The sequence below is a fragment of the Herbaspirillum sp. WGmk3 genome (assembly GCF_023952535.1).
Classification (GTDB): Bacteria; Pseudomonadota; Gammaproteobacteria; order Burkholderiales; family Burkholderiaceae_D; genus Herbaspirillum; species Herbaspirillum huttiense.
Genome location: NZ_JAKYWT010000002.1, coordinates 105,054 through 124,112, shown reverse-complemented (window position 1 = coordinate 124,112; position 19,059 = coordinate 105,054). Strand labels below are relative to the sequence as shown.

Here is a 19,059-nt window from a genome sequence, read left to right as displayed (position 1 = left end):
AGTGTCGCTTTCATTGCAGGGGAATCACCAGTTGCGGAAGCGCTTGGGCGGGTTGTACAGCCCGCCGGAAGCCCGCACCAGGTCCTTCATGTTCTTGGCCGCCAGCAGGTCGCGGGTGGCCATGCGCTTGTCGATGCCCAGGTCTTCGGCGCGGCGGATGATGCCACGGTCGCGCAGGTTTTCCACCATGCGCTTGTCGCGACCCATGCCGACCGCCGTATAACCGGCCACGCCACGGATGGCCTGCTCGCGCTCCTCTTCGGTACGGCACAGCAGCAGGTTGGCGATGCCCTCTTCGGTGAGGATGTGGGTGACGTCGTCGCCATAAATCATGACGGGTGGAATCGGCATCTTGGCCTGCTCGCCCAGCTGCCATGCGTCCAGCTTCTCGACGAAAGCCGGTTGCATGTGCTCGCGGAAGGTCTCCACCGTCTGCACCACCAGCTTCTGCCCGCGCGGAATGGTATTACGTCCGGCGCGCGCCTGCTGGCCGGCCTTGAGCCAGGCTTCGCTGGCGTGGCGGCGTCCGCGTGCATCCGCACCCATGTTGGGGGCGCCGCCAAAGCCGGCGATGCGGCCCAGCGTGGCCGTGGAGGAATTGCCCTGCAAATCGATCTGCAAGGTCGACCCGATGAACATGTCACAGCCATAGTGGCCGGCCGTCTGCGAGAAGGCGCGATTGCTGCGCATGGAGCCATCGGGTCCGACGAAGAAGACATCGGGCCGTGCGCGGATGTAATCTTCCATGCCCAGCTCGGAGCCGAAGGAGTGCACGGATTCCACAAACCCGGCCTCGATGGCGGGAATGAGCGCCGGGTGCGGATTGAGCGCCCAGTGCTTGCAGATCTTGCCGCGCAGGCCCAGCGATTCGGCATAGGTGGGCAGGATCAGCTCGATGGCCGCCGTATCGAAACCGATGCCGTGATTCAGGCGCTGCACACCGTATTCGGCATAGATGCCCTTGATGGCCATCATCGCCATGAGCACCTGGATCTCGGAAATCTGCGCCGGGTCGCGCGTGAAGAGCGGTTCGATGTAATGCGGCGTGGGGGCCTTGATGGCAAAGCTGACCCAGTCGGCCGGAATGTCCACGCGCGGCAGCTCATCGACGATTTCGTTCACCTGCGCAATGACGATGCCGCTGGAGAAGGCCGTCGCTTCGGCAATGGCGGGCGTATCTTCAGTATTGGGTCCGGTATAGAGATTGCCGTGGCGGTCGGCCGCCTGCGCGGCCACCAGCGCCACGCGCGGGGTCAGGTCGACGAAGTAGCGGCCAAACAGCTCCAGGTAAGTATGGATGGCACCGATGTTGAGCTTGCCGGCCGAGGCCAGCTTGGCCAGGCGGCCGGCCTGCGGACCGGAGAAGGAAAAATCGAGCCGGTCGGCAATGCCCTTCTCGAACACGTCCAGATGTTCCGGCAAGGCCAGCACCGAAAACAGCATGTGCAAGCCCTTGACCCGCGCCGGATCGAGTGCCGCCAGGCCCTTGGCCAGGAAATCGGCCTGCTTCTGGTTGTTGCCCTCGACACAGACCCGGTCGCCGTTTTCCAGCACCGCATAGAGCAGGTCCGCCAGCTTGTCCGCAGGGGCGATCTTGCCCTGCAACTGGCTGCCCAATGCGGCGGTGGCGCGCGCCAGCCGCTGTTCACGGTTCTTCTGGCGCGCATTCCACACGCGTTCGCTACTACTCATTTACTTGGCTCCCATCAACAGATCAGGCAATACGGTCGCGATGCCCGGGAACATGCACAAGAGCAGGACCGCGAGAAACATCAGCGCCAGGAAAGGAATCGTACCCTTGATGACATCGCCCAGTGCGATATCGGGTGCGATGTTCTTGATCACGAACAGATTCAGCCCCACCGGCGGGTGGATCAGGCCCATCTCCATGACCACCGTCATGACGATGCCGAACCAGATCAGGTCGAAACCGGCGGCCTTGAGCGGCGGGAGGATGATAGGCGCGGTCATGAGGATGATCGACACCGGCGGCAGGAAGAAGCCCAGCACGATGACCATGCCCAGGATCACGGCCAGCAGCAGCCACTTCGACAGGTGCAGGTCCACCACCCATTGCGCTGCCGACTGGCTGATGTGCAGGTAGCTCATCACGTAGGAGTACAGCAGCGACATGCCGATGATGAGCAGCAGCATCCCCGATTCCTTGATGGTGGAACTGAGGAAGGGCGCGATCTCTTTCGGCTTGTAGATGCGATAGACCACCGCGATCAGCACCAGCGCCAGCAGCGCGCCCAGGCCAGCAGTTTCGGAAGGCGTGGCCAGGCCCCCATAGAGCGCCACCATCACCCCGATCAGCAAGATCAGGAAAGGCAGCACGCGCGGCAGCATTTCCACTTTCTGGGCCAGCGTGAAATGCTCGTCATCCAGGTAGGCCGACTTGGCCCCACCGGCGGTGTAGACGGCATGCGCCAGCTTGTATTCCTTGCGCGCCCGGAAGACCGCATAACCCGCAAACAGGATCACCAGCAGCACGCCCGGCCCGATACCGGCCAGGAACAGGCGTCCCAGCGACTGCTCGGCGGCCACGGCATACAGGATCATGGTGATGGACGGCGGCAACAGGATGCCCAGCGTGCCGCCTGCGGCGATGATGCCCGCTGCAAACCCCGGTGAATAGCCGCGACGGCGCATCTCGGGAATGCCCGCCGAACCGATGGCCGAGCAGGTCGCCGGCGACGAACCGGCCATGGCGGCAAAGAGCGCGCAGGCAAACACGTTGGCGATGCCCAGTCCACCCGGCACCTTGTTCAACCAGGCGTGGATGGCCGAATACAAGTCCTTGCCGGCAGGAGATTTGCCGATGGCCGCCCCCTTCAAAATGAAGAGCGGAATCGACAGCAGCGTGATGGAAGCGATTTCTTCATAAACGTTTTGCGTGATGGTATCCAGCGACGATTCCGGCATGAAGAAATACATGAAGCCGGTCGCCACCACGCCCAGCGCAAAGGCGATCGGCATGCCCGAACACATCACCAGGATGGTGACCACGCCATAGAGCACACCCAGGGTCAGCGGACTCATTGCGCACCTCCGGACGTTGCAGCAGGCACGGTGCCGGTAATGCGCGTGAGCACCTGCACCAGCAATTGCAGCGTCAGCATGCTCATGCCCAGCGCCATCAGGGAATACGGAATCCACAGCGGCGGCGCGAAGGTGGACGACGTGGTCTGCCCCTCCACCCAGGCTTCATGGAACAGGGTCCACGACTTCCAGGTGAAGAAAGCGCAGAACAGGAAGGACACCACATCCACGATGAACATGCGCACCTTGTTGGCCAGCGGCGAGAGCAAGCCGGCCAGCGCCTCGATGCCGATGTGCCCGCGCAGCGACTGCACATAAGCCGAGCACAGGAAGATCACGCCAACCAGCATGAAGACCGAGGCTTCATCCTGCCAGTCGGTCGGCTGATGGAAGAAGTAACGCACCACCACCGAATAGGTGAGGATGCAGGAGGTGACCAGCAGCGCAATCATCCCCAGGAACACGGCCACGCGGTGGTAGCCCTGCAGGAAGGCCGCCAGCCAGGCCACCGGGGCGCTGGCCGGTACGGCCGGGCGCGTGGCCGCCGCGCCAGGCATCTCGAAGCCGTGGCTCATACGGTCTTCTCCGCCAGGGCCAGCAGCTTGGCGCAGTTGGCGTTGCGGGCCGCGAAGTCCTTCCAGGCGGTATTGCGGGCGATGTCCTGCCACTTCTTGACGACCTCGGCGTTGAGGTCAACCACCTTGGCACCGGCCTTCTGGTAGACCTGGGCCACGGCGATATCGTCGGCCTGGGCAGCCTTGGTGGCGAACTGTTCCATGTCTGCACCGACGGCCATGATGACGGCCTGCTGGTCCTTGGGCAGGCGTTCGAACACGGCCTTGGACATCATCAGCGGCTCGAACATGTACCAGTAGGCCTTGTCGCGGCCGGTCGTGAGTGCCTTGGCCACCTCCTCCAGGCGGAAGGACATGAAGGAAGTCGACGAAGTCATCGCCGCATCCATCGCGCCGGTCTGCATGGCGGCGTAGATTTCATTGGAAGGCAGCGTCACCACGGCGGCGCCCGCTTCCTTCAGGATCAGGTCCATCTCGCGTGAACCGCCGCGCACCTTCATGCCCTTGGCATCGGCCGGATCGACGATGGGCTTGCCGCGCGAGGCCACACCGCCCGCCTGCCAGATCCAGCTGACGATGACCACGCCCTTCTCGCCCAGGATGCGGGCTAATTCCTTGCCCACTTCGGCATTCTTCCAGGCCGCGCCCTGCTGGTAGGAGGTCACCAGGCCCGGCATGAGCCCGATGTTGGTTTCCGGGACTTCGCCGCCGGCATAGTTCAGCGGCACCAGCGACATGTCCAGCGCGCCCTTGCGCAGGGCGGAGAACTGGGCGTTGGTCTTCATCAGCGAGGAGCCGGGATAGATCTCGAACTTCAAGGCCCCTTTGGTCTTTTCGTTCACCTGCTGCGCGAACATGCGCACCAGGCGGTCACGGAAGTCGCCTTCGGTCAGGGTGCCACCGGGAAACTGGTGAGAAATCTTCAGGCTGGCCGTTTGCGCCCAGGCGGCGGGCATGGCGGCGGCAAGCGGTGCAGCAGCTAGGGTGCCAAGGAAATGGCGACGGTTGAATGCGGTCATGCTGGTATCTCCTCCAGGAATTGATGGAACTACTGTGTTTTTATGCTCTCATCGTGTATACAATTTCAGCCGAAAAGCATACATTGTCAAGCATTAATCCCGTGGAAGCCCTTCCCTTTACAATGCTTGTTTTAGAGGCAACACACCATGGACACGCCAAAGACCCGTTCTGAAACCCTGCGCGAATCGATTGAAGAGCTGATCGCCGTCGGCAAGCTGGCACCGGGCCAGCATCTGGATGAAACCTCGCTGGCCGAGGAATTCGGTGTTTCGCGCACGCCCATCCGTGAAGCGCTGATCCAGCTGGCCTCGATGGGCATCGTCGAGATGCGGCCGCGCCGGGGTGCCATCGTGGCCGAGATCGGCCCGCAGCAATTGATCGAGATGTTTGAAGTGATGGCCGAATTCGAAGCCATGTGCGGCCGCCTGGCGGCGCGCCGCATGACGCCGGCCGAGCATGCCGAGCTGCTGGCGGCGCACCAGGCCTGCCAGGCAGCGCGCGATGCCAGCGATCCGGATGCCTATTTTTACCTGAACGAAGCCTTCCACGACCACATCTATGCCGGCAGCCACAATGGCTTCCTGGCCGAGCAGGCGCGCGCCCTGCACCGCCGCTTGCGGCCGTATCGCCGCCTGCAGTTGCGGGTGCGGGATCGTCTCAGGATGTCCTATGACGAACACCAGGCCGTGGTGGATGCCATCATCGCCGGTGACCCGGAACGCACCGTCGAGGTGCTGCGCCAGCACATCATGATCCAGGGGCAGCGGTTTGCTGATCTGGTGGCTTCTCTGCACCAGCTAAAATCGGCTGCCTGACCCGCGTTAACGTCCCGGCTAAAGGCTGCGCTGGCTGACGAAATGCCGCTCGCTGCCATCGAGCGGATCGATGAAGAACAGGGAACGGGCCAGCAGTTTGAGGGGCTTGTCCAGATCATCGGCCACGCCCACGGGCACGGCGTGCGGATAGAACAGATCGTTGAGGATGGGAATGCCCAGCGAGGCCATGTGCACCCGCAACTGGTGACGCCGTCCGGTGACCGGTTCCAGCTGGTAGAGGCCCAGTTCTCCCCGCTGCTCGAGGAGGGAAATGTGGGTTTCAGAATTGGGCGCGCCTTCGGCCTCATACATCTTAAAGAACTGTTCAGGGATCTCTTCCACTCGGCTGCGGTGCACCCGTGGCAACGCCAGATCCGGCCGCAGCGGGGCAATCGCTTCATACACCTTGAACATGGACCGTTGCTGGAACATGGACTGATACTTGCCCCGGCTGGCCGGCTGATGCGAAAAGACGATCACCCCGGCCGTCTCCCGGTCCAGCCGGTGGATGGGGACCAGGTCCTGCAGGCCGGTGGCCTTCTTGAGTCGCACCAGCAGGGTTTCCTGCACGAAGCGGCCAGTCGGGATCACCGGCAGGAAATGCGGTTTGTCGGCTACCAACAAATGGTCGTCCAGATGCAGAATCTTTTCTTCCACCGGAATGCGCGCTTCACCCTCGGGTAATTCGCGGTAGTAGAAAATGCAATCGCCGCTGCGATAGGGCGACTCCGGGCGCAATGCTTCACCATGCTGGTTGCGGACTTCCCCCCGCAGCAGGCGCTCGCGCCAGATCGATTCGGGGACGGCCGTAAAGCGCTCGGCCAGGAAGGACAGCATGTCGCGCCAGGGCCCCGGTTGCAGCCACAGGTAGCTGGGCGACAGGCCTTCGCGCATGGGCAGGGTGGGCGTGGGCCTCATGCGCCCTCCCCGTCGACAGGCTTTCTGCGCGCGGCGCGGCGGCGCCATGCGGCCACGCTGGCATTGGCCTCAAGATGCGCCAGCAGCTTGCCGCGCTGGGCGTCGGTGAAGGGCAGGCTCTCAATCAGGGCCGGCCATTGCGTCATGGCGCGTTCCACCGTCTCCACCAGCACCGCCTGCAATCGCGGCTCCGGCAGGCGCCACAGGTTGGCGAGCTGGCGCAGGATGGCGGGCGTGAGCAATTGCTTGCCCTTCTGTCCCGGCACGAAGGCCAGCGCATGGCCATCGCCGCCCACGTAGGCCGCATAGGCCACGATGTCATAAGCCGGCGACAGCGTCGCCTGCTGGGGCGTGTAATACAGCAGGCTGAAATTCTTCAGGTGCGCATCGAAATTGCCGAGCAGCTCGTTGACCTTGATCCGCCGCAGCAACTCGTAGACATCCTCGGCCCCGCGCGTACTGCGCTCCAGCAGTACCACGCCGATGGCCGCGTAGGTACCGACATACTTGGCCGCCGGCGCAGTACCGGTGACCTGGGCGAAATCCTCCATGTGCAAGCGTCCGGTGGGCGTGGGCGCGTCGCGGTCGAAGCGCTGCACCAGCAGGAAACGGCTGGCGTCGTTGCGCAGGCCGAACGGCAGGTGATCACCGATGGCCGACAACGGCTCCAGGCTGAACCGGCAAGTCTGCACGCCAGCGGCAGCGGCCAGGGTCAGCGAGGCAAACTCAACCTGCGGCATGTTGGGGTAGTCGGTGGCCGGCAGCTTGGCGATGAAGTGGCTGCCCTGGCTATCCTTGGAGCGCATGACGTAGCGTCCCCCGCTCTCCCGCACCAGCGCCAGCTTGGGCTGGACACCCGAGAGCGATTCCCCGCCCGGCACCGGCAACTGGCCGGAACTCATCTCGTAGCTGTCATGGCCCTGGCCCAGCAGGCGGCCGAGACCGCGTTCATCCAATTCTTCGGCCAGCGCCGAGACATCGCCGGGCAGATCGCGTCCGCAGTAGGCCAGCAGGCCAAATTCATCGTCCGGAGCGAGACCGGCGCGCTGGATCAGGTGTTTGCGCAACTGCCCTTCGGGCAGGAGATTCTGGAAGAATGGAGGCAATCCGCCACGGCCATCCCCCCGGTTGGCCGCCAGCGTGGGATCGAGCAACTGGGCGCGGGTACGCTCTTCGGTGGAGGCCAGATAAAGCTGCGAGAGGACGGGACGATCGTCCCCCTGCAAGGCATAGGCGTCATCGAAACGGAAATAGCAGCGCCCGTCATCCAGGGCGAACAAGGAACCGACCTCGGTCTGCCCGAGGCGGATGCGCAGGGAACGCAGCATGCTCATGCCCCGCCTCCTTCGCCCATGAGCGCTTGCAGCCGCGCCCACAGTTCGGTCTGGCTGCCAGCGCCTTGCGCCTCGGCGGCGCGCAGCGGCGCTGCTTGGCGCGGCAACAGCAGCAGGTCCAGCTCCAGCTCCTCGCACAGGGCCAGCAGCTTGACCAGTTCGATGTTGCCGCGCCCGGTTTCCAGCGCCAGCAAGGTGTTGCGGTGCATTCCGGCCAGCGCGGCCAGCGCGACAGCCGTCATCCCCCGTGCTTTACGCGCGGTGCGGATGCGACGGCCGATGTCTTGCAGATTGGTCATCAGAAGATCCAATTAAATGGTTCTTTTTACATATAACCATTATATTGGTCATCTGCACGAAATCAAGAACAACAGATTGTGCATTTACCTAAACGCACAATCTATTGTTCTTCCGAAGAATTGGCAGGCGGCGATCCGACGATGCACAAAAAAAATCGCAGTCCGGCAAGGACTGCGATTTCAAGAGGACGGTGTTCAGGCAGTGGTATTGACGTTGCGCCCGATGTTCGGGTTGGCCGGCAACGGCGGCAATGCCTGCAACAGGCCCACGGCAGCAGAAGCCTGGCTGTCGAGCGCTTTCTTCAGCATCAGTACGTTGACCGAATCCGAAGTCTGCGCCGACGCCATGCTGGTGGCCAGTGATGCGATTTGATTGACATCCATGGTGCTCTCCTCTTGGGGAATACCGGGAAACAGGATGCGTCGCCCGGTGCCTTGGTTACGGCATTGGACGCCGTTTCTTTACATCAATCAAGAAAAATTTCGAGATACTCACACGCGAACGTCGACTCGTATCAAGGTTGTTCGAGAACCTCCCATTAAAAATCGCAGCCAGCCAGCTATTTACCTGAACAGGTATAGCCTGCTACGATGTTTATCAATGAGAAACCACTCGAATGGATCGCCAGCAGCTACAAGGATCTGCTGGCATTGCCAGCGGAAGTCCGCCAGCGTTTCGGCTTCGCATTGTCGCTGGCGCAGATGGGCGAGCGCTATGAAAAAACCAAGATATTGAAGGGTTTCAGCGGTGCCGGCGTACTGGAGATTCTGGAAGACCATATTGGCGACACCTTCCGGGCTGTCTACACCGTGAAGTTCGAAGAAGCCGTGTTCGTACTGCACTGCTTTCAGAAGAAAAGCAAAAGCGGAATAGCCACACCCCAGCCGGACATGGAAATCATCCGGACCAGACTCAAGATCGCTACTGCCAGAGCCGAGGAGCTACGTCATCATGCAAAAAACAATCGTTGAGGGAACCGACATCCTCCGCAGCAGCGGCAATGTCTTCGCCGATCTTGGTCTGCCGGATGCCGACAAGCTGCGCATCAAGACTGGTCTGGTCATCGAAATCCGCAAGGCGATGCGTGCACTAGGACTGAGTCAACAGGCGGCGGCCCAACGCATGGGGATTCCCCAACCCAAAGTGTCGGGCATGATGCGCGGCGACTTCAGCAACCTGTCCGAGCGCAAGCTGATGGACTGTCTGACACGGCTGGGCTACGACATCGAGATCCAGGTGCGGCCTGCAGCCGCCTCCCTCGGATGCCTGACTTTGACCGTAGCCTGAAAAGCCCCCAAAGCCCGCACAAAAAAAATCGCACCCCGAAGGGTGCGATCAAGCGAACGCCAAGGCAGCAAGCCCTGGCCACCTAGACGATGGTATTGATGATGCGTCCAATGTTGACATTGGCCGGCAGGCGCGCCACGGTCGTCGCGACACCTACCACATCATCCACCGCCGCCTTGGCGACCTTGCCCAGATCGATGCCGACGGACTGCGCCGCCTTGTCGACCAGCCAGGCCGTTGCTGCACCGCTGGCGATAGTTGCTAGCTCCATATGAAACTCCTTGTCTGAAGTGCAACCGGACCACGGCGTCAGCCTGATCTCGCATGTTTCCACATCCCCCCACCATGGTTGATCAGGCTTTACGTCATGGGTAAATGTGTTAGCGGCAGGCAAGCAGACAGTCTTGACGGGAGTTGCCCTGCCCTTACCCACTTTTGCATGTGTAAACCTCAAGTCGGAACAAGGTCCGCCGTAAGGCGCTCAGCGTGACGGCGCGGGCTGCAATGGCACCAGTTGCTCGTAGACCGAACTGGCAATGCGCGACAGTTCAGCGCGTGCAACGCCGCCCGACAGCGCATAACCGAACTGGCCATCGATCCAGTAGAAGACGTTGACCTTGCCTTCCTGAGCGAAGCGGAAGCCGGTCTCGCTGTTCTGCACCTGGTCGTGCGAGACATACAGGGTCAACCGCTGTCCGGCCGCATCCTGATACATGAACTGCGCCACCGGACCGCTCTGACCCGGCAGCAGCCGGCCACCGATCAGGTCGTACCCCAGCGGTGCCAGCTGGGGGGCGCGCACGTTCACGCCCAGCCGGCGCGACAGCCAGGTCACCAGCGCCTGTTCCTGATCGGCCCCGACTTCCACCGGCCGCCGCAAGTCGGCACTGAAGACGGTATGGGCCACCGCGGCCTGGCGCGCCAGCATCACGGGCGCGGATGCCAGCGTGCCGGCGCGGCCGCCGCCGCTCAGGTCATGCGCCAGCCAGCCGCCCGTAGCGCCCGCCAGCGTGAGCAACAGCATGGCCGCATAACGCCACCAGAACCGACCATTGGCCGCCCCCTCGCCTGCCTCATCGCGGCGGCGGTGCGGCTCCCCCGCCCCGGCCAGCACCGCTGCAGCCAGACGCGGCGGCAGGGGTTCTTCGAGGACCGGGTCGTAATGAGCATGCAAGGCGCGGTTCTGGGCGCGCCAGGCGCGCACGCGGTGCAGATCCCCGGCGTGTGCCGGGTCTTGCTCCAGCCAGGCGGCCATCTCGCTAGCACGCGCCGCCGGCAGCTGGCCGTCGGTGTAAGCGTGCAAATCTTCTTCGGGGAATGCCGGGGTCTTCATTTCACCACCTTCAGGGTCGCACCGGCTTCACCCTGCCCGCCGGGTCCCTCCATCCATTGCCGCAGACGCTCGCGGGCGCGCGACAGGCGGGACATCACGGTCCCGGTCGGAATGCCCAGCGTGGCCGCGACTTCTTCATAACGCATCTCTTCCAGCACCACCAGCAGCAGGACTTCCCGCTGCTCCGCCGGCAGTAGCTGCAAGGCCGCTTCCAGATCCAGGGCCAAGCCGTGTTCGGCCACCGACGCCGGGGCCGCAGCGTCTGCTGCCTGCTCCAGGTCCACCGTGACCAGCGTCGGCTGACGGCGCTGGTCGGCGTGCAGGTTGTGCATGATGGCAAACAGCCAGGGCCGCATGTCGCTGCCGCGTTGCCAGCTGTCGAGCTTCTGCCAGGCGCGCTCCAGGGTGTCCTGCACCAGGTCGTCGGCACTGTCGCGCCCGCCCGTCAGCGCGCGGGCGTACCGCCGCAGGCGCGGCAGGCAGGCGAGCATGGCTTGCTCGTCGGCCTGACGTTCCCGTTGCTGGCGCTGCAGCCTGGCGGTGCGTCCGAACATGGCGGGCCGGAGGGTCTGAAGGACGATCAGGGCTTGACGACGTGCCAGACGTCCTTGAAGTTGTCGCCGGTACGGTCACCCGGCTTCTTGTCGGCCTCGTACAGGTACAGCGGCTTGCCCTGGTAGGCCAGTTGGGCGCTGCCATCGTCGCGCGTCACCGTGGAATACGGCGCGGCCGGCTTGCCCATCGGTGCGACCGGCGGCCACAGCTTGGCACAGGGGCCGTTGCAGACGCTCTTGCCGCTGTTGGCGGTGTCCTTGTCGAAGGTGTAGACGGTCATGCCGCTGGCGTCGACCAGGATGCCGTCCATGGTCTTGACACCGGCGCTCTGGGCCGAGGCGGTGAAAGAAACCGAGGCGCAGGCCAGCGCCAGCAGGGAGGTTGCGAGCAGTCTCATGATGTTTCCTTTTCGTGGTCGGGTTGCGCGATGTGCCATACCCATGCCGACGTATACGGAAGGCGGCCCTGCTTTATTCCCGCCGCCACAAAATATTTTTTGCTATCGGCTGACCGTCTCGCGCTGCATGGGTGCCAGCAGCGCCAGCAGGCGGTTCTGGGTGCGGGACGGGATGCCATTCTTGTCCATGGCCAATTGCAGATCTTCCACCAAGGCATTGAAGTCCGCATTGCTCAGTTTGAGACCCTGGTGCACTTCGCGCATGGGATCGCCGGTATAGACGCAACCGCCGCCGCTGAGCTGGCAGAACTGCTCCACCAGCTTTTCCCTGACGCGCTTGACGTTGGAATTGTCGAAGGTATGGCGGATGCGGGCATCCGCCAGCATGTTGTCCATGAAATCCTGCACCACCCGCTCGATCACGGGCAAGCCGCCCAGTGCGCGAAACAGGCTGTCATCGGGCGTGGCCGGAGCTTGGGCCTGCGCCAAACCGAGGGCACCGGCCAGGGTCAATCCCAGCAAGGCATGCTGCATTCTGAACTTGTTCATCGCGGCTCCCGTGGGCTCAGAAACCGGCCTGCAGCGACAGATAGACGCCGCGTTGCCGCTTGGGGTTGTAGACGGTAATGTCGCCCAGTGCCACGTAGGCCAGGGTCATCGACAGGTTCTTGCTGGGGAACCAGGCCAGGAAGGCATCGTAATAATCCTTCTCGTGGTCGGCCGCCAGGTTGCGCGGCTTCATGCGGTATTCCACGCCCAACGCCAGCTTCCGGTTGATCAGATAAGCCGCCGAGAACTCGCCCATGGCCTGGTAGCGGTCGTTGAGGTCGCCGCCGAAACCGAGCAGTCCCATCTGGTTGGCCTTGGTCAGCCGCAGCGTGCCGTTGAGCAGCAGGCTCTGCTCCAGCAGCAGCTTGGTGGCCGAGAGGTAATAGTCGATGCCGGCATCACTGGCCGCGCCAAGCTGCTTGACGCTGGTGACCGTGCCCAGCCCGCCGATGCCGTTGTTGTGCTTGAACATGCCACCGACGGCGATCTGGGGCAGCCAGCGGTCCTGATCATAGACGGCGTCACCGGCCAGCTTGAGCTTGATGCCGACGATGTCCTGCGTGATCTTGAGATCGGCCAACGGGGCCAGGCTGCCGTAGAACTCCTGCTTGGCCAGCGACAGTTCCAACCGGTCCAGTATCCCGACGGCCACGCCATAGGATTTGAGCGTGTAATCCTGGGTCGCCAGATAGGTGTAATGGGCGTTGGCACCATAGCTGTCGCGCGTGCCATAGCCGGTGATGAGCGCCCAGGGCGTCAGGCCGCCGCCGCCGGCCCCCTCGACCTGGATCACGCCGCCGGTGGCGGTGAGCTTGCCGAGGTCGGGCATCCAGCGCGTCTTGTCCTGATCGGCAGCGGGTTCGGCGGCAGTAGCTGCCGCGCCGGAACTGACGGGGCCCGGCGCGGCGCGCATGGCCTGGGCGGCCTTGCGCTGCTGGGCCTGCATCCACGCCTCGCGGTCAGCATCGCTGAGCTGCGCCAACGCCGGCGCAGACAGTGTCGCCAGCAGCGCGAACGCGCCACTTTTGGTGATTTTCTTCATGCTGTCCCCTGCCCCCCTCTTGGTGATTCTTTGCTGGCGCGACCCCTCGCGCCATCCTTCATATTGCGACGTTTTCCGACTGATCCAGCATCTCCGGCGCCCGCCATTGCTGCAGCCACTCCAGGAAGCGCTCCACCGGCATCGGCTTGCCCATGAAATACCCTTGTCCCTGGTCGCAGCCCATCTGCCGCAGCAGGAACCAGACCTCTTCGCTTTCCACTCCTTCGGCCACCACCCGTAGGCCCAGGTTGTGACCCAGGTCCACGGTGGAGCGCACGATCTTGGCGTCATCCTGATCCTGCGCCATCTTCATGACGAAAGACTTGTCGATCTTCAGCTCATCCACCGGCAAGCGCTTGAGGTAGGCCAGCGAGGAATAGCCGGTACCGAAGTCATCGATGCTCAGCGCAAAGCCCATGGCGGCCAGCCGGTCCAGCGTGCTCTGGGCGCGGGCCGGATCATCCATGATGGCGCTCTCGGTGATTTCCAGGCAGAGCGCGGCGGGCGTGAGGCGATGGCGTTCGAGGATGGCCCCGAAGGCGTTCGGCAATTCCTGGTCCAGCAAGTCGCGCGTGGAGAGGTTGACCGAGAACTTCAGGCGCAGCCCCTGCGCCTGCAACCGGGCCGACAGCCCCGCCACCTTTTCCATCATCCAGATGGTCAGCATGCGGATGAAACCGGTGGTCTCGGCAAACGGAATGAAATTGTCGGGCCCGATGAAGCCCTTCTCCGGATGCACCCAGCGCACCAGCGCTTCGCCGCCGACCACGGCACCCGTGGCCAGGTCCAGCTTGGGTTGGAGATAGAGCATGAATTCGTCGCGTTCCAGCGCGCGGCGCAGTTCGGACAGCAGCGACAGGCTTTCCTGGCTGCTCTGGTCGATGGCCGGATCGTAGATCGTCACGCCATTGCCCTTGCGTTTGGCGGTGTACATGGCGACCTCGGCCCGGCTGAGCAGCACTTCGCTGCTGTCACCGTGGGCCGGATAGCCGGCCACGCCGATGCCGGCCCCCAGGTCCACGGTCTGTTCCTGCAGCGACAAGGGCTGTTCCAGCGCACGCAGGATGTGTGCCGCCTGATCCAGCGCGCCAGCGAGATCGACGCCCGGCAGCAGGATGGCGAACTCATCCCCGCCCAGGCGCGCCACCTTGGCCCCCGGATACAGCAGCTGCGCGTCCAGGCGTGCCGCTACCTGGCGCAGCAGGTCGTCGCCGAAGCTGTGGCCGAGCACATCGTTGACCTGCTGGAAGCGGTCCAGGTCCATCATGAGGATGTGGCAGCTGCCTCCCGGCAGCGCCTGCGCCTGGCCGAGCGCTTCGCGCAGCAGGTCGCCGAATTGCACCCGGTTGGGCAGGCCGGTCAATTGGTCCTGATACGCCAGCCGGCTGATCTTGAGTTCGCGGCTGGCGATTTCCGAGCGCATGGTTTCGAAGGCCGCGCCAAGGCGGCCGATTTCGTCCTGCCGGCGAATGTAGAGCCCTTCGCTGTAATCGCCCTCCCCCAGCCGCTTGGCCACAGTGGCCAGGTCACGCAGGGGGCTGGTGATGCGGCGCGCCATTACGGCGCTGGCGACCGCCGCACCGAGCACGCCCAGCACGGTGATGCTGAGCAAGATCAGTTGCAGGCGCTGGTATGGGGCCACCGCCTCGCTTACCGAGCGCTGCAATATGGCCACCGCTTCCTGGCCATTGCTGGCGCGTGCCAGCGGCAGCACGCGGGCACGATACTGGTTGCCGTCGATCTGCAGGTCGGTGGCACCCGCCTGGCCCATCTGCGGGCTGCTGGCCTCCTTGGCCATCATCTGCGCTTCTGCCTTGGGCAGGGTCGATACATCGGCCGTCCAGCCCGCGCTGCCACGCTGGCGCACCAGGATGGAGACCTGCAGTTGCGACAGCGCGCGCATGTCGTTGACCAGGTCGCGGTCCACCGGGAAGCCCATCACCACCCAGGCGATGGTGACCGGGGCCTTGATCGGCACCGCTACGATCTGGAACAGGTTGTCGCCGACCACCGCACTTTCGGCCGCGCCATTGCCGTTGCCGGCCTTGCGGACCAGTTCCAGGCTGCTGCGCTGCAGGTCGGTATCGGGATATTCGAGGGTGGAGGCGTGGATGAGGCCGTCGGTGCCGACCAGCATGCCCATGGACGCACCGATGCGCGCCCCGTGATTGGCCAGTACCGAGGCGATGGTGTCGCGGTCATCGGTGCCGATGGCCTGGCGGAAGCCGAAATCGGAGGCCAGCAGACGTGCGCCCTGGGTCAGCTTCTGGGCATTCTGGTCCAGCAGGCGCGTGAAGACGCGCTCGCCAATGATCAGCTCCTCGCTGATGGCGCTGCGCGCATTGCGATCAATGGCGGTTCGGATCGCCACGAAGCCGGCCAGTTGCACCACCACGATGAGGATGATGAACAGCGCGACGATCTTGCTTTCCAGACGGTAAAGACGCACCCCGGCCCCGATTCCTGTTGTTCAGATTGGCGTGATGCCGCCGCTTCAGAGCGGCACCGCCTTGACGTTGAGTTTGATGACGGCCCGGCCGTCTCCCTGTACTTCCAGCGGCTGCTCGACGGCGGCCTGGTTCGGTCCCATGGTGAAATACCAGGCCTTGAGCGTGTAGCGGCCATTGGCGATGCCGTCCAGCTTCACCACGCCGTTACGTTCGCTCACGCCGAAATGCGGCGTGTTGACCACCTGCACGTAGGCCACCATTTCGTCGTGGATGTTGCAACCCAATACCACGGTACCGGCCTTGTCGAACACTACCGGACTGCCCGGCACGCCCGAATACAGCTTCAGTTCGAAGGTCTTGGCCGGGGAAAACGAATAGACATGGTGCCGGACATTGTCATGGTTGGGGAACAGGATCGCTGTCCCGGTCTGCACCACCGTCACCAAGGGGATGAAGGTCTTGTTCTTCTGCTCAATCTCCACCTGGCGCGCCGCCTTGATGGCGCCCCCGCCACCCGCCGGTTCGGCATAGACCACGGCATTGGGCACCGGCTGGCCGGCGCTGTCAAGCACCTGCACCGAGACGGCGGCCTGAGCGCTCAAGGCCCACGTTCCTGCCCACAACAGGAAGAGAGTCAGGAGGGGGGCGCGGCGCATGTTCTTTTTCTGCATATCGCTGTCATTGAAAAATAAGGGCAATGAAGATGACCGGCGGCGACCGCGGCAACAGCGCATCCTTCCAGCCTTCCATCCCCGCACTATACGGAAGCCCTGCGGGATGGATATCGGGGAGTTTCTGACTTGCCTGTGCGCAATATTCCAGGATCATCGGCCTTCCCGCCCTCGGTGGCCGCCTCGATCCCCGTTTCAATCTTCACTCTGGCAATTATGCCCGTGAATTTCAATACTGGATGCCCCTCAGCAACCAGATCATTTGATGTCGCGCTACTGACTGCGCGGAGCGGTCAGATAGCCGATCACGGCGGGCAGGATCTCGGTCCGCACGCTGGCCGGGGAGACGCCGCCGTAACCGGTCAGCACCACCGCCTTGATGAGCGCCTTCATCATGCGCTGGACCACGAAGGTCGCTACGTCCAGATCGGGCGGCGTAATCGCGGCACGGTGCTTTTCCAGCACCCGGCGGATGGAATCGAAGAAGCCCTGGCGGATTTCCTGCGAGACCGGCAGGTTGAAGGCCGGAAATTCCTCTTCGAGGATGCGATTGAGTTCCGGCTCCAGCAGGTGCGCCGCCACCAGTGCGTTGATCAGTTTCTCGAAATCGCCCGAGAGCGTCCCGGAGGCATCAATGTGCGCCACCACGTCTTCGAACAGCGTGAGCATGCGCGTGCTGTGGCGCTCGCGCAGCGCGAAGATCAGCGCATCCTTGTTGGGGAAATACTGGTACAGCGAACCGACGCTGATGCCGGCCGATTCGGCCACGAGATTGGTATTGGTCTTGGCATAGCCACGCTCGACGAGCACGCGCGACATGGCATCAAGGATGGTATCGACCATCGCCCGGGAACGTGCCTGGCGTGGTTCTTTTCTGGGTTGCAGTTTCATTGGCAGCTTTGGTGAGGAATTCGCCCGCCCCCGACGCGAATTCGCAACGTGAGTGATTGTTCGTATATCGAAGTATAATACGAAAAATGAGTTTTTACTCGCCCGACCCCGTCATGGTACTCGTAAATCCAGGCAAGCGCTGCCTGCCCCATCGGCCCGGTCCTGCGAGTCTTCGCGACTGAAGGCTGTCGGAACGTCGCGGCGCGTATCGCAAAACTCGAAAAACAACTCGTATCGCCAAACATTCTTCGTGGAGAATTCTATGCAACGCATCATCTCGCCCGCCACCCGGCCGCGGGCGAAGGCAGCCTGCGCCGTGCTGGCCGCGCTGATCGGGGCCATCGGCCTGGCGGGCTGTGCCAGCTTCGAGGGCATCGGCAGCGACAAGCAGCTGGCCCAGGCGCGCGACTTCAGTACCACACGCAGCCTCTCCGATCCCAATCCCGGTGCCCCCAACGGTCAATGGCCGGGCAGCGACTGGGTTCGCCAGTTCGGTGACGCCCAGCTCACCGCATTGATCGAGGACGCTCTCGCCGCCAATCCCGGCCTGCAACAGGCGCGCGCCCGCATCGGTGCAGCGGCCGCACTGGCTGAGTCACGCGGTGCACCGCTGCTGCCGACCGTGAACGCCGAAGCCTCGGTCATCCGCAATCAGTTTTCCAGTACCTCGATCTACCCGCCGCCTTACGGTGGCAACTGGTACAACGAAAAAAAGGCTGGCCTGAACGTCGGCTATGAGCTTGACCTCTGGAACAAGAACCAGTCTGCCCTGGAGCAAGCCATCTCCAGCGAGAAGGCGGCCCAGGCCAGCGAGCAGGAAGCGCGCCTGGCACTCACGGCCTCGATCGTCTCGGTCTACAGCCAGCTGGCGGCGCAATATGCGGTACAGGACATCCTGCAGCGCACGGTACAGCAGCGCAGCAATCTGGAGACCATCACCGCCGACCGCGTCAAGACCGGTCTGGACAGCCAGATCGAACGCAACCAGTCGCGCACCAGCAGTGCCGATGCCCGCGCCCAGCTGGAACAGAATGCCGGCCAGATCGTGCTGCTGCGCCAGCAACTGGGCGCGCTCAGCGGCAAGGGACCGGACCGCGGCCTGCAACTGGCCCCGCCCGCCCTGCAGAACCTGGCCACGCCGGGCCTGCCGGCCGACCTGCCGCTGAACCTGCTGGGCCGCCGTCCCGACATCGTGGCCGCGCGCTGGCAGGTGGAAGCCGCCAGCCGTGGTGTGGATGTCGCCAAGGCGCGTTTCTATCCGGACATCAACCTGAGCGCCATGATCGGTTTCGACAGTCTGGTCGATGCCAATCCCTTCACGGCCGCCAGCAAGAGCATCGCCTTCGGTCCGGCGATCACGCTGCCGATCTTCGAAGGCGGCGCACTGCGGGCCGGGCTCAAGGGCGAATACGCCAACTATGAGCTGGCCGTCGCCACTTACAACAAGACCTTGAACGATGCCTATGCCGATGTGGCGCGCCAGATTGCGGCAATCCACTCCATCGAGCGCCAGCTGCCGATCCGCCGTGAAGCGCTGCAAGCCGCCGAGCGTGCCTACGACCTGGCGCGCGAACGCTATCGCCTGGGCCTGGTGTCGCAACTGACGCTGCTGTCCTCGGAAACCGGCGTGCTGGCCCAGCGCCAGTCGCTGGTGGCGCTGGAAGCCCAGCGCCGTGAACAGCAAGTGGCGCTCTACAAGGCTCTGGGCGGCGGTTTCGACGCCCAGCAGGCCGGACTGGCGGCAGCCCCGCCGCCGTCGCGATGAGCCTGCCCCAAGACGACCTGAGCCAATGAACTGAACCCAGCCCGCCACCGGCTTCTCCACCCTGCCGCCGGTGACGGGACGGCCCCGCTGCTGCGGCGGGGCTGATCGACCGACT

The 19,059-nt window shown here is 63.6% G+C and carries 22 protein-coding genes; 4 read left to right on the top strand and 18 right to left on the bottom strand.

Features of this window, described 5'->3' with window-relative positions:
* Positions 1-24 precede the first annotated feature (24 nt).
* The 4 genes from mdcA to dctP are packed head-to-tail and all read right to left on the bottom strand — an operon-like array spanning position 25 to position 4,636.
* On the bottom strand, positions 25-1,692 hold the full coding sequence (gene mdcA, locus MKD49_RS06610; protein WP_252695837.1) for a malonate decarboxylase subunit alpha: 1,668 nt from the start codon (positions 1,690-1,692) through the stop codon (positions 25-27).
* A complete protein-coding gene (locus MKD49_RS06605) occupies positions 1,693-3,042 on the bottom strand; it encodes a TRAP transporter large permease (RefSeq protein ID WP_121041604.1) in 1,350 nt (449 codons plus the stop codon).
* Positions 3,039-3,617 carry a TRAP transporter small permease gene (locus tag MKD49_RS06600; protein WP_134135853.1) on the bottom strand — a complete coding sequence of 193 codons (579 nt, stop codon included), beginning with the start codon at positions 3,615-3,617 and terminating at the stop codon, positions 3,039-3,041. Before MKD49_RS06600 ends, MKD49_RS06605 begins: the two co-directional genes overlap by 4 nt.
* The gene (gene dctP / locus MKD49_RS06595) at positions 3,614-4,636 is read right to left on the bottom strand and encodes a TRAP transporter substrate-binding protein DctP (protein ID WP_252695836.1); all 1,023 of its coding nucleotides are present in this window, start codon (positions 4,634-4,636) and stop codon (positions 3,614-3,616) included. The genes MKD49_RS06600 and dctP overlap by 4 nt, the downstream gene beginning before the upstream one ends.
* A gap of 147 nt (positions 4,637-4,783) precedes the next feature.
* Here dctP and MKD49_RS06590 point away from each other — a divergent pair, with 147 nt between their 5' ends.
* Positions 4,784-5,452 (top strand): GntR family transcriptional regulator, encoded by a 669-nt coding sequence (locus MKD49_RS06590; protein ID WP_134135855.1) that lies wholly within the window; start codon positions 4,784-4,786, stop codon positions 5,450-5,452.
* 18 nt (positions 5,453-5,470) lie between these two features.
* On the opposite strand, the gene MKD49_RS06585 is transcribed toward MKD49_RS06590, so the two are convergent.
* From MKD49_RS06585 to MKD49_RS06570, 4 genes are all read right to left on the bottom strand, one after another.
* Positions 5,471-6,370 (bottom strand): pseudouridine synthase, encoded by a 900-nt coding sequence (locus MKD49_RS06585; RefSeq protein WP_209581548.1) that lies wholly within the window; start codon positions 6,368-6,370, stop codon positions 5,471-5,473.
* On the bottom strand, positions 6,367-7,704 hold the full coding sequence (locus MKD49_RS06580) for a type II toxin-antitoxin system HipA family toxin (RefSeq protein WP_252695835.1): 1,338 nt from the start codon (positions 7,702-7,704) through the stop codon (positions 6,367-6,369). The genes MKD49_RS06585 and MKD49_RS06580 overlap by 4 nt, the downstream gene beginning before the upstream one ends.
* Positions 7,701-8,003 carry a helix-turn-helix transcriptional regulator gene (locus MKD49_RS06575; RefSeq protein ID WP_252695834.1) on the bottom strand — a complete coding sequence of 101 codons (303 nt, stop codon included), beginning with the start codon at positions 8,001-8,003 and terminating at the stop codon, positions 7,701-7,703. The genes MKD49_RS06580 and MKD49_RS06575 overlap by 4 nt, the downstream gene beginning before the upstream one ends.
* A 195-nt stretch (positions 8,004-8,198) precedes the next feature.
* On the bottom strand, positions 8,199-8,387 hold the full coding sequence (locus MKD49_RS06570) for a YjfB family protein (protein ID WP_121041615.1): 189 nt from the start codon (positions 8,385-8,387) through the stop codon (positions 8,199-8,201).
* 207 nt (positions 8,388-8,594) lie between these two features.
* Here MKD49_RS06570 and MKD49_RS06565 point away from each other — a divergent pair, with 207 nt between their 5' ends.
* Together MKD49_RS06565 and MKD49_RS06560 are read left to right on the top strand one after the other, a co-directional pair.
* Positions 8,595-8,975 carry a type II toxin-antitoxin system RelE/ParE family toxin gene (locus MKD49_RS06565; RefSeq protein ID WP_121041617.1) on the top strand — a complete coding sequence of 127 codons (381 nt, stop codon included), beginning with the start codon at positions 8,595-8,597 and terminating at the stop codon, positions 8,973-8,975.
* Positions 8,956-9,291, top strand: a complete 336-nt coding sequence (locus MKD49_RS06560) for a helix-turn-helix domain-containing protein (RefSeq protein WP_121041619.1) — start codon at positions 8,956-8,958, stop codon at positions 9,289-9,291. Before MKD49_RS06565 ends, MKD49_RS06560 begins: the two co-directional genes overlap by 20 nt.
* Positions 9,292-9,373: 82 nt before the next feature.
* On the opposite strand, the gene MKD49_RS06555 is transcribed toward MKD49_RS06560, so the two are convergent.
* The 10 genes from MKD49_RS06555 to MKD49_RS06510 form a co-directional block, all read right to left on the bottom strand.
* A complete protein-coding gene (locus MKD49_RS06555) occupies positions 9,374-9,562 on the bottom strand; it encodes a hypothetical protein (protein ID WP_034331488.1) in 189 nt (62 codons plus the stop codon).
* A 210-nt stretch (positions 9,563-9,772) separates the two neighbouring features.
* Positions 9,773-10,624 (bottom strand): anti-sigma factor, encoded by an 852-nt coding sequence (locus MKD49_RS06550; RefSeq protein ID WP_252695833.1) that lies wholly within the window; start codon positions 10,622-10,624, stop codon positions 9,773-9,775.
* On the bottom strand, positions 10,621-11,178 hold the full coding sequence (locus MKD49_RS06545) for an RNA polymerase sigma factor (protein ID WP_252695832.1): 558 nt from the start codon (positions 11,176-11,178) through the stop codon (positions 10,621-10,623). The genes MKD49_RS06550 and MKD49_RS06545 overlap by 4 nt, the downstream gene beginning before the upstream one ends.
* A 26-nt stretch (positions 11,179-11,204) precedes the next feature.
* Complete coding sequence (locus tag MKD49_RS06540) at positions 11,205-11,576, bottom strand: hypothetical protein (protein WP_121041624.1); 372 nt, start codon at positions 11,574-11,576, stop codon at positions 11,205-11,207.
* A gap of 102 nt (positions 11,577-11,678) precedes the next feature.
* A complete protein-coding gene (locus MKD49_RS06535) occupies positions 11,679-12,125 on the bottom strand; it encodes a group 1 truncated hemoglobin (protein WP_252695831.1) in 447 nt (148 codons plus the stop codon).
* 16 nt (positions 12,126-12,141) lie between these two features.
* Complete coding sequence (locus MKD49_RS06530) at positions 12,142-13,167, bottom strand: DUF3034 family protein (protein WP_252695830.1); 1,026 nt, start codon at positions 13,165-13,167, stop codon at positions 12,142-12,144.
* Between the two features lie 58 nt (positions 13,168-13,225).
* A complete protein-coding gene (locus MKD49_RS06525; protein ID WP_252695829.1) occupies positions 13,226-15,616 on the bottom strand; it encodes an EAL domain-containing protein in 2,391 nt (796 codons plus the stop codon).
* 45 nt (positions 15,617-15,661) lie between these two features.
* Positions 15,662-16,288, bottom strand: coding sequence for a methylamine utilization protein (locus MKD49_RS06520; RefSeq protein ID WP_209581537.1), 627 nt, complete (start codon positions 16,286-16,288; stop codon positions 15,662-15,664).
* 7 nt (positions 16,289-16,295) lie between these two features.
* Complete coding sequence (locus tag MKD49_RS06515; RefSeq protein WP_209566782.1) at positions 16,296-16,445, bottom strand: hypothetical protein; 150 nt, start codon at positions 16,443-16,445, stop codon at positions 16,296-16,298.
* Between the two features lie 116 nt (positions 16,446-16,561).
* The gene (locus MKD49_RS06510) at positions 16,562-17,179 is read right to left on the bottom strand and encodes a TetR/AcrR family transcriptional regulator (RefSeq protein WP_252695827.1); all 618 of its coding nucleotides are present in this window, start codon (positions 17,177-17,179) and stop codon (positions 16,562-16,564) included.
* A gap of 262 nt (positions 17,180-17,441) precedes the next feature.
* Between MKD49_RS06510 and MKD49_RS06505 the strand changes: the two genes are divergently transcribed.
* Entirely contained in the window at positions 17,442-18,944 is a 1,503-nt protein-coding gene (locus MKD49_RS06505) for an efflux transporter outer membrane subunit (RefSeq protein ID WP_209581535.1), read from the top strand.
* Positions 18,945-19,059 lie beyond the last annotated feature (115 nt).

Coding starts and splice junctions, on each gene's coding strand:
- MKD49_RS06600 (WP_134135853.1), bottom strand. CDS start 3,617: ATGAGCCACGGCTTCGAGATGCCTGGCGCGGCGGCCACGCGCCCGGCC.
- MKD49_RS06585 (WP_209581548.1), bottom strand. CDS start 6,370: ATGAGGCCCACGCCCACCCTGCCCATGCGCGAAGGCCTGTCGCCCAGC.
- MKD49_RS06570 (WP_121041615.1), bottom strand. CDS start 8,387: ATGGATGTCAATCAAATCGCATCACTGGCCACCAGCATGGCGTCGGCG.
- MKD49_RS06545 (WP_252695832.1), bottom strand. CDS start 11,178: ATGTTCGGACGCACCGCCAGGCTGCAGCGCCAGCAACGGGAACGTCAG.
- MKD49_RS06575 (WP_252695834.1), bottom strand. CDS start 8,003: ATGACCAATCTGCAAGACATCGGCCGTCGCATCCGCACCGCGCGTAAA.
- MKD49_RS06540 (WP_121041624.1), bottom strand. CDS start 11,576: ATGAGACTGCTCGCAACCTCCCTGCTGGCGCTGGCCTGCGCCTCGGTT.
- dctP (WP_252695836.1), bottom strand. CDS start 4,636: ATGACCGCATTCAACCGTCGCCATTTCCTTGGCACCCTAGCTGCTGCA.
- mdcA (WP_252695837.1), bottom strand. CDS start 1,692: ATGAGTAGTAGCGAACGCGTGTGGAATGCGCGCCAGAAGAACCGTGAA.
- MKD49_RS06565 (WP_121041617.1), top strand. CDS start 8,595: ATGTTTATCAATGAGAAACCACTCGAATGGATCGCCAGCAGCTACAAG.
- MKD49_RS06555 (WP_034331488.1), bottom strand. CDS start 9,562: ATGGAGCTAGCAACTATCGCCAGCGGTGCAGCAACGGCCTGGCTGGTC.
- MKD49_RS06605 (WP_121041604.1), bottom strand. CDS start 3,042: ATGAGTCCGCTGACCCTGGGTGTGCTCTATGGCGTGGTCACCATCCTG.
- MKD49_RS06530 (WP_252695830.1), bottom strand. CDS start 13,167: ATGAAGAAAATCACCAAAAGTGGCGCGTTCGCGCTGCTGGCGACACTG.
- MKD49_RS06580 (WP_252695835.1), bottom strand. CDS start 7,704: ATGAGCATGCTGCGTTCCCTGCGCATCCGCCTCGGGCAGACCGAGGTC.
- MKD49_RS06520 (WP_209581537.1), bottom strand. CDS start 16,288: ATGCAGAAAAAGAACATGCGCCGCGCCCCCCTCCTGACTCTCTTCCTG.
- MKD49_RS06510 (WP_252695827.1), bottom strand. CDS start 17,179: ATGAAACTGCAACCCAGAAAAGAACCACGCCAGGCACGTTCCCGGGCG.
- MKD49_RS06505 (WP_209581535.1), top strand. CDS start 17,442: ATGCAACGCATCATCTCGCCCGCCACCCGGCCGCGGGCGAAGGCAGCC.
- MKD49_RS06590 (WP_134135855.1), top strand. CDS start 4,784: ATGGACACGCCAAAGACCCGTTCTGAAACCCTGCGCGAATCGATTGAA.
- MKD49_RS06550 (WP_252695833.1), bottom strand. CDS start 10,624: ATGAAGACCCCGGCATTCCCCGAAGAAGATTTGCACGCTTACACCGAC.
- MKD49_RS06560 (WP_121041619.1), top strand. CDS start 8,956: ATGCAAAAAACAATCGTTGAGGGAACCGACATCCTCCGCAGCAGCGGC.
- MKD49_RS06535 (WP_252695831.1), bottom strand. CDS start 12,125: ATGAACAAGTTCAGAATGCAGCATGCCTTGCTGGGATTGACCCTGGCC.
- MKD49_RS06515 (WP_209566782.1), bottom strand. CDS start 16,445: ATGATCCTGGAATATTGCGCACAGGCAAGTCAGAAACTCCCCGATATC.